Here is an 8,318-nt window from a genome sequence, read left to right as displayed (position 1 = left end):
CGTGTAAGCTGTCTCCAGTTGCGTCTGCAGCTGGTTGACGAGCGTCGAAGCCTCGTAGGCATCCACCCCCTGGAGATCGACAAGGTTTCCCTGAAGCAGAGTGGATTGAGCGTCGAGGGCGTCATTTGCCTTTTCGAGCCGCTCCTGTGAAAGGCCGAGCTCACTTTGCTGCGTCACGATGCCGGCGGTGGCCTGAGCCGCATAGGCGATCGCCTTGGATGCGACGGTGCTCTGCGCGTCGGAACTGAGATCCTGGCCGAAGAGGGCGGAGACGACGACGGAGGCAAGAGCGAGATAGCGCATGCCTTCGGAATTGGCATTGGTCGACGAGGTGATGGTTTCCGATCCGCTGATCCGGCTCGTCATGTCGGTGCTGGAAGCGGTGGACCAGCCTTCGGAAGCGTCCGTCCAGGCGCTCTCGGAGAACATCGGCTCGACCGTGTCGGTGATGAAGCTGCCGATTTCCTCGCCTGTCAACTCGTTGACGTCTTTTCCGAGACCGGTTGCATAATCGTTCAGAGCCGAAACGATCGTATCCGAGACCGCCGAGGATTGATCGGTCAGAGGCTGGCTGTCGAGGTTGGTTCCGCCGAACAGGAACTCGCCATTGACCGACGTGTTTGCCGTCGAGACCAGCTGCGAAATCGTGGCGCTCGCCGTCTGCAGGGCAACGGCGATGCTCGTCGTATCCTGGCTCGCCTGGAGCGCGGTCAGGTTCGAGACCAGGCTGTCGCCGGCATCCTTCAGGCTCGAAAGGGCGGTTTGCGATGCGTTCATGCGCAATTCGACGACGGCATTGCTCGTCTTGAACGAGGCGGCCTGGGCGATGGCGCTGGTGAGATTGATCGACTTTGCAGCGCCGGCGCCGAGGGATACGCCGATATCGGCGTAGGTTCCTGTGGTCGCTTCCGTCGAGGCCTGCTGCAGCTTGTTTTGGGACTGGCTGATGGTGAGCCGCAAAACATTCTGCATCGCCGATGATGAGACAAAAGATGCTTTCATGACTAGCTCGCTATGTCGAGGAGCGACTGGAACATCTCGTCGATGACGTTCAGGATCTTCGTCGCTGCTTTGTAGGATTGTTCGATGTCGAGAAGTAGCGTCAGTTCCTCGTCGAGGTTGACGCCCGTTTCGTTGGAATAGGCCTCGTCGGAGCGTGACAAGGCCGCAGCTGTGGTTTCGGAAGCCGCCGTTGCATCGCTTCGATATTGTTCGAGCCAGCCGATGGAGGCGCTGGCGTAGTCCGTCAGGCTTTGCGACGTCGAGAGACCTGCGTCGGAAGAGAACGAACGCTGTTCCGTCAGCGCCTGATACAGGGCGTCGAGATTGTCCGAGAAGCCGCTGTCTCCCGAGGTGTTGAGATCGGTGATGCCGCTGATCGTTCCGTCGCGCAGCTTCGTCGCATCGCCGCCCTCGCTTGTGACGACGGCTGAATTGACCGAGATAGTGGAGGCGATCCCTGTCGTATCGTCGGAAGCAGCAGGTGTTCCCCCGGTTGTGCCCGACGCCGTCGTCCACACGAAAAGTCCCGGTGCGCTCGTGCTGCCGTCGGTTTCCGAGAAGATCTGGACCAGTGATTTGGCGATCTCGTCGAGCTGGTCCTGGAATGTCGGGGCGATTTCGTCGCGAAGCTGCAGCAGCGCCTGCAGGCTACCCGATGCACTCGTCGTCGATCCTTCGCCGGCGTCGAGTGCAACGCCGTCGATATAGATGGAATTGCCTTCCGTTCCGGCAACGTAGGTTGCCGTCGACGCGAACGTGACGGTGCGGGGAATGGTCTCGAACAGCACGGTGCCATCAGAGGTATAGAGCGCCATGTCGTTATTGTCGCGCACGGTGGAGGTGATGCCGACGATCGAGGAGATCTGCTTCAGGAGCTTTTCACGCTCGTCGAGCGCCGAGGATGTATCGGTGCCGGTCGATGTCGCCAGCTTGACCGCATTGTTGGCCGCCTCGAACTGCGACAGCAGCGTGTTCAGGGTGGAGACCTGTGTGGCGATCTCCGCATCCGCCTCGGCTCTGATCGACTGGACGCCGTCGCTTGCGGTATTCAACGAATTGGCAAGATCCTGCGCGGCGGTCACGGCCGATTGCGCTGATGTCGTGCTGCTCGGGGATGTGGCGAATGTCTGGAGCGCCTGCTGGAATGCTGTGAGATAGGTACTCGGCGAGGTCTCGTAGTCATTGCCGCCCACCAGCGACTTCAGGCTTTCGAGGCCGGTCACCAGCGTCTGCTGGGCGCTGTCCTTGGCATTCGTTTGCAGATACTGGGCARGCAGCGCCGTTTCCTGCGCCCGGCTGATGCTGACAACTTGGGCGCCGGAAAGAGACGTCGTAACCGACGCCTCCCGTCTCACATAGTCGGAATTTCCGACATTGGCGATATTCGTCGAGATGACGCTGCTTTGTTGGCCGGTCGTGTTGAAAATACTTTGCACGCTGTTCAAGGCGGAGGTGAGCGACATGCCGGCGTCCTCCCTATCGTTTCAGATTGACGAGGACATCCATGATATCGGAGCCGGTCTGGAACACCTTCGAATTGGCGGTATAGCTGCGCTGCGCCTCGATCATCTCCGTCAGTTCACCGGCGAGATCGACATTCGAGCTTTCGAGAGCACCGGACTGGATGGAACCAAGCCCGTTCGTCTGCGGGAAGCCGGTGACCGTTACCCCGGACAATCCGTTGGCACTGTAGACGTTGCCGCTGAGCAGCGTCAGATTGTCGGGGCTGGCGACCGTCGCGAGAGGGATCTGATAGAGAGCCTTCGTCGCGCCGTTTGCATAGGAGACCGACACCACGCCGTCCGCACCGATAGACACCGAGTTCACGGCACTTGCGGCCTGGCCGTCTGCGGAGCCCGTCGCCGAGAAGTCGGAGGCGAGCTGGGTGAAATCGGAATAGTCCATGGTGATCGTCTTTGCCGTCACCGGATCGACGATATCAGTGTCGGTCGCGGAGGTGAGCTGCCCGTCGGCGTCGAAGGAGAGCGTCGCGACGCTGACGGCATCGGAAGAGTAGGGAAAGGACGTCGTGCTGCCGGTGGATGCATCGGCATTGCGGTAAACCGCGACCTCCCAGGTGCTGCCGGTGACTGCGCCGCCCGCGTCCGTCGTGACGCCGGTCTTGGTGAAGTAATAGTCGTACTGGACGGTGCCGCCGAGGCTGTCATAGGCAACCAGCGACATCTTCTGCGTGTCGTCGGTGACGCTCGCCGTGTTGGCGCTCGGCAGCGTCGTGGTATCGGTGACGACAGTTGCCTCGGAATTCAGGTTGCCGCTGAAATAGGCGCTGCTCGAAGCGACAGCGCTCAAGCCCGATTGGGATACGTTGACCGGCACCAGGCCGTCGAAGCCATTGACCACCACCGCCGGTACGCCGGAATCATAGGAGTATCCCATGAGCGTGAAACCGGCGCCGTTGACGAGATTGCCGTCGCTGTCGACCGAGAAGTCGCCGGCCCGGGTGAGCACCGGCGTGCCGTCGGCGCTTTCCACGATGAAGAAGCCGTCTCCTGATATCGCCAGGTCGTAATCGGAGGTCGTATAGGAGATGTCGCCCTGTTGAGAAATCGCCTGGCGCACGGATGTCTGGACGCCGCCGGAATTATAATTGCCCGAGGAAGAGGGCAAAACCAGCGACGAGAAGGACGTGGAAACGGCTTTGTAGCCGGTGGTGTTCGCATTGGCGATATTGTCGGAAACCGTGCTCAGCCGGTTTGCCTGGGCGCTCATGCCGGAGACGGCGGTTTTCATGCTTCCAAAAATGCTCATGGCTCGATCCTTTAAGGTTTGGGAACATGCCATGTGACGAGGGGCTTCCAGAGCCCGGATGGCGGGCGCACGACATCGCGGGCGCCGGGCAAAGGCCGACACCGGTCGATGATCTGATTGCCTGGACTAACCCCGTGATGGCGATAGGCGCTTCGGCTCATCCGCGCGCTAGTTATCCGTGCGCCTGTGACGGCGCACCATTCGAGTGGTTCCACATGTCAGTAGCGACCCGACTGAAGGCTCTGCCGGCTCGACTGCCGGGTCGCTTTCAAACCGTCTCAGTGCAGATCCTCCAGCGACCGCAATGGCGACGGCTTAACGACCGTCAGCTCGCGGACTGTGCAGACAATGAACCGGTGCCTGACGTGTCGAGCAGACTAAAGAGCTGGCTTGCCTGGCTTTCGGTGACGTCGTCCGGCTTACCCGCCATGAATTCGTCCAATGTCACGAGCCCGTCTCCGTCCGTATCGAGATCGGAGAGCAGAGATGCAAACTGGTCGTCGTCAGCGGACGGCGGCGGTCCTTCGGGACGTTCCGACTGCTGAGCTGACATGGCCTCGGTCAGCGCATCGACCGATAGCGAACCGGAACCTTCGCTGTCGAAGCTGTCGAACAGCGTGCCGGCCTGCTCCTCGCTCAAATCGGACGGCCGACTTGCAACGAACTCGGCTTTGCTCACAAGCCCGTCGCCGTCGGTATCGAGATCGGAGAGCAGGGATGCAAGGTCGTCATCGTCGGAGGGTGGCGGGGGCGGCGGCCCCTCGGCACGTTCCGACTGCTGGGCGGACATGGCATCGGTCAGCGCATCGAGAGATAGCGAGCCGGAACCTTCGCTATCGAAGCTGTCGAACAGCGTGCCGGCTTGATCCTCCGACACATCCGACGGCCGGGCTGCGACGAACTCGGCCTTGCTCACGTAGCCGTCGCCATCGCTGTCCAGCTGCGCAACGTCCATGTCTGCGCCGCCGTCCTGCTGCTCGCCGGAGCCGGACTGACCGGCGAGGCCGTTCATCGTCAGCGACATCAACTGCGACATGAGTTTCTCGGCGCTGTTGGTCGCGTCTTCGTCGAGCTGCTGGGTTGTGGTTGATTTTTTTGCCGAAATCGTATTACAGGATAGGGCGTCCTGGGATGCTGACGTCGAATTCTTGCTATAGGAATAGGAAGAAATTGATGTTGCGGCGGAAATGGTCGTCATAAGCGCTCCATCGCTAGAGGGTGGGGATGCAACGCATTACAGAACTGATGAGTTCTCTAAATCGAAATTGCTAATGCCACAACCGAAAAAATCGTCCCTCAGAAATCGTAGTTTCCTTTCTGCGGCTGTCGGCTTGTGCTTTAACGGGGCGGTCTAGACCATCATGGATGTTGCCGACGAGCCTGTAGATGAGCCGCGCAGACGGGGCCGGCCGAAAGTCTCGAGCGACGATGACAAGCGAGTGCATCTCGTCGAGATTGCCCGCCGCGTTTTTGTAAAATACGGGTATGCCGGAAGCACGACCGCGGTCGTCGCCACCGAGGCGGGAGTTTCAAAACAGACGCTTTACAAGCTCTTTCAGAGCAAGGAAGAGCTGTTTGCCGCTGTGGTCGGTGCTCATCGACGCATGATGCTCGATCTGCCTCGGCCTCCGGAAGATCTCTCGATCGCCGAGAGCCTCGAACGCATCTTCATGATCGATATGGATGAGGACAAGGATGCGGATCGTGCCGGTTTCCTGCAGCTCGTCTTTCGCGAAGCCGGGCAGTTTCCCGAACTCGTGGACATTCTGCAGCGCGAAGGCATGCTTGCCAGCCGGCAGCAACTTGCCAACTGGCTGAGCGACCGTAGGGCGGAAGGCCGTTTGTCGCTCGACGATCCGGCCAGCGGAGCCCGCATGCTGATGGATATGATCTTTGGTGGCATGGGACCGCCGGAAGGACGCGCTCAGGCCTGGCCCGACCGGGCGGCGCTGCTTGCCCATCTCCGGCGCTGCATTGCCATCTTTGCCGCGGGCGTCGGCGCCGCCTGACCCGATAAAGCCGCGATCCCTCGACTTTTGACGTCCTGTTGCATTTTGGACGAATTATAGTACCATATAGTTCTATTAAATTGATTCGGCCGCATGAGTGCGGTCCGTATGCGCCATGAGCGGCGGCAAGATCTCAGCAAATATGAAAAGTTTCAACCGTGGCTGCCGGCAGGCTTTCGCGCGCGCGTGCTTATGAAAGGGACAGAAGTTGGTTTCCACCTATGTGAGCTATCTCTCGGTCGCGCGAAATCTGGGCGCCAGTCTCTCGAGTGTAGCTTCTCAGGCAACGGTTGCCCGCGACAGCAGCTATTACAAGGAAAACATTGGCAAGGTCACGACAGTCGATGAATTCATGGGCGATTATAAGCTCTACTCCTATGCCATGAAGGCCTACGGCCTTGAAGACATGACATATGCCAAGGCGTTCATGAAGAAGGTGCTGGAAAGCGATCTCAGCGATTCATCCAGCTTTGCCAACAGTCTGAGTGATGGCCGCTATGCCGAGTTTGCGGCCGCTTTCAAATTTTCCGGCGAGACGGAGACAGCCCAGTCGGATGCGCAGCGGGACAGCCTGCTCGACGCCTATGAGGAATCTTTCGACACCGAGGCTGACGATATCGCAGACCAGACGGATTATTTCGAAGAGAATATCTCGTCGATCACCTCGGTCGACGATCTCCTGTCGAGCTCGAAGCTGAAGAACTATGTGCTGACGGCTTTCGGCCTCAACACCGAATACACCTCAACCAGCTTCCTGAAGAGTGTTCTGACGAGCGATCTCGACGATGCCGATAGTTTCGTCAACCAGCTCGACGACGATGTCTATGTCAACCTGGCGAAGGCCTTCAACTTCAACGAGGATGGTTCGACCGACGGCGACGTGATGTCGGAAGATCAGCTCTCGTTGGTCACAAGCGCTTATGCGGTGGCCTCGGCGACGATCGCTTCCTCGGAAACCGGGGAGGCCTATGACACCTATTTCGCTGCACAACTTGGAAACATCACCTCCGTCGATKAGTTGATGAGCGACGACAAGCTGGTTTCCTATCTGAGAACTGCCTACGGGCTTACCGATAGCGAGACCGATAACTTCATTTCCGCGGCGCTGAAAAGCGCCGACGTCGCCGACGCGATCGGCTTATCCGAACTGCACGATGCCTTTAATTTCGATGAGGACGGCGCGCTTGCCGATGGCGACACGGCCCAGACATCGGAACAGACGGCCGCGACCACGGCGGCCTTCGATGAAAATTATCAGCTGCTGATCGCCAATACCGACACCGAAGACGCCGTCGACAACTATACGACGCGCATCGCCAGCGTCACTTCGATCGATGATTTCCTGGTCTCGAACGATGACGACGACGATGACGACAACGACGATCTCCCGGAACTGTGGGAAATGGCGTTGCGAGCCTATGACATAGACCCGGACAGCGTTTCGAGAAGCGAGGTCCGGAAAATTCTCGAAAGCGATCCCTCGGACTCGAAAAGCTATGTCAACAGCCTCGACGACGATCGGTTCGTAGCCTTTCGCAAGGCCTTCAACTTCGACAGCAATGGCGACGTTACCGTTCCGCTGCAGGCCATGTCGGAATCCGTCATCGACGACTATGCTGCCTATTACAAGCAGAACAAGATCCGATACCTCGAAGGCGACGAGCTGACGGAAGCAACCGACGCGGCGGACGAGGAGATTACCTATTTTCGCGAGCAGATGGCGACGATCACCACGGCCAGCGAATTTCTGGCCGACGATCGCCTGGTTTCCTTCGCGCTCGAGGCGAAGGGGCTCGATCCTGATGATGTCACGTCGGAGGAGTTGGAGAAGATGTTTTCTTCCGATCTCGACGACGAAGATAGCTATGTCAACAAGCTGGACGACAATCGTTTCGCCGAACTCGTCGGTGCGTTCAATTTCGACCAGGACGGCAATATTTCCGACGAGCCCACCGGGACGGTGCAGCAGCGCRGCGACGTGCTGGAGACGATCGACGCCTATGTCAGGCTGACGCTCGAGGATGATCAGGGCGACAGCAACACCGGCGTGCGCCTCGCCCTCTACTTCGAGCGCAAGGCGCCGGAGATCTCGAACGCCTATGACATTCTGGGCGATAGCGCGCTCTTCGAGTTTTTTACGACGACATTCAACCTGTCCAGTTATGTTTCGAACATGGACGTCGACAAGCAAGCCGAGATGATCAGCAATTTTATCGACATCAAGGATCTGTCGGATCCGGAAAAAGTCGACGATCTGATCAAACGCTTCACTGCCATGTATGACATGGCCAACGGCACGGGCACCACCTCGACAGCCCTTTCGATCCTGACCGGATCAGCGACGATTAGCGCTGACACCCTGCTGGCGATGGCGCAATTGAAAAGCGGCTGAGTGGCCGGTAGGCCGCCGGTCCCGGAGAACCTGACGGATGTGCCTCATGGACGCAACGCTGGTTGAAAATAAAATTTACTGCACGTTATATTCATAATTAAATCCCCGTTAATAAGGACAAGCGAATATTCACGACATGGCTGGAT

Annotated in this window: 6 protein-coding genes; 2 read left to right on the top strand and 4 right to left on the bottom strand. The window is 58.8% G+C overall.

Features of this window, described 5'->3' with window-relative positions:
- The 4 genes from AC1D1Z_RS30840 to AC1D1Z_RS30825 form a co-directional block, all read right to left on the bottom strand.
- Positions 1-1,002 (bottom strand): flagellar hook-associated family protein (locus tag AC1D1Z_RS30840; RefSeq protein WP_477852641.1); only part of this gene is annotated, 1,002 nt, incomplete at its 3' end.
- A 2-nt stretch (positions 1,003-1,004) separates the two neighbouring features.
- Positions 1,005-2,465 (bottom strand): flagellar hook-associated protein FlgK, encoded by a 1,461-nt coding sequence (gene flgK / locus AC1D1Z_RS30835; RefSeq protein WP_477852639.1) that lies wholly within the window; start codon positions 2,463-2,465, stop codon positions 1,005-1,007.
- A 13-nt stretch (positions 2,466-2,478) separates the two neighbouring features.
- A complete protein-coding gene (locus AC1D1Z_RS30830; RefSeq protein WP_018245722.1) occupies positions 2,479-3,771 on the bottom strand; it encodes a flagellar hook protein FlgE in 1,293 nt (430 codons plus the stop codon).
- Between the two features lie 325 nt (positions 3,772-4,096).
- Positions 4,097-4,969: an EF-hand domain-containing protein gene (locus AC1D1Z_RS30825; RefSeq protein WP_018245721.1), complete on the bottom strand. Its 873-nt coding sequence runs from the start codon at positions 4,967-4,969 to the stop codon at positions 4,097-4,099.
- Between the two features lie 163 nt (positions 4,970-5,132).
- Here AC1D1Z_RS30825 and AC1D1Z_RS30820 point away from each other — a divergent pair, with 163 nt between their 5' ends.
- Together AC1D1Z_RS30820 and AC1D1Z_RS30815 are read left to right on the top strand one after the other, a co-directional pair.
- Positions 5,133-5,780: a TetR/AcrR family transcriptional regulator gene (locus tag AC1D1Z_RS30820; RefSeq protein WP_477852637.1), complete on the top strand. Its 648-nt coding sequence runs from the start codon at positions 5,133-5,135 to the stop codon at positions 5,778-5,780.
- Between the two features lie 208 nt (positions 5,781-5,988).
- Complete coding sequence (locus AC1D1Z_RS30815; protein ID WP_477852636.1) at positions 5,989-8,172, top strand: DUF1217 domain-containing protein; 2,184 nt, start codon at positions 5,989-5,991, stop codon at positions 8,170-8,172.
- The last annotated feature ends 146 nt before the right edge of the window (positions 8,173-8,318 follow it).

The sequence above is a fragment of the Rhizobium sp. P1_E1 genome, assembly GCF_056406015.1.
The sequence above is the reverse complement of the archived record's forward strand: the minus strand, read 5'-3'. Positions and strand labels throughout refer to the sequence as shown.

Coding starts and splice junctions, on each gene's coding strand:
- AC1D1Z_RS30830 (WP_018245722.1), bottom strand. CDS start 3,771: ATGAGCATTTTTGGAAGCATGAAAACCGCCGTCTCCGGCATGAGCGCC.
- AC1D1Z_RS30825 (WP_018245721.1), bottom strand. CDS start 4,969: ATGACGACCATTTCCGCCGCAACATCAATTTCTTCCTATTCCTATAGC.
- AC1D1Z_RS30820 (WP_477852637.1), top strand. CDS start 5,133: ATGGATGTTGCCGACGAGCCTGTAGATGAGCCGCGCAGACGGGGCCGG.